We start from the raw sequence: 316 nt of genomic DNA, 5'->3' as shown, positions 1-316 counted from the left end.
CGAAGACGTCTACAAAGACGGCAGTGAAGTCACTGCAACCGTCACTGCGGTCAACGGTGGCAACTTTGAAGCCGTCGATCTGACTGGCGCGACCACTACTGTCGCTGTCGAAGACACCATCGACACCACCACCGTGGCCGTCACCGCCGAAGCTGCGAAAGAAGGCGATGCAAACCTCACCTTCAACTTCCAGCTGAGCAACCCACCGCAGGCTGGTAACACTGCTACCTTGACCGTCAACGTCGGTGGCACTGACTACACCGTGACTGTTGGCGCTGATGGCAAGGGCACCCTCCAGGTCCCGAACACCAACGTC

The 316-nt window shown here is 58.9% G+C and carries 1 protein-coding gene; it reads left to right on the top strand.

Going from position 1 to position 316, the window contains the following annotated elements; genetic code table 11:
• Window positions 1-316 (top strand): immunoglobulin-like domain-containing protein (locus ACQZ2L_RS25105; RefSeq protein WP_430328322.1); only part of this gene is annotated, 316 nt, incomplete at both ends.

This window comes from Pseudomonas shirazensis (assembly GCF_050496565.1).
Lineage (GTDB): Bacteria > Pseudomonadota > Gammaproteobacteria > Pseudomonadales > Pseudomonadaceae > Aquipseudomonas > Aquipseudomonas shirazensis_A.
The sequence above is the reverse complement of the archived record's forward strand: the minus strand, read 5'-3'. Positions and strand labels throughout refer to the sequence as shown.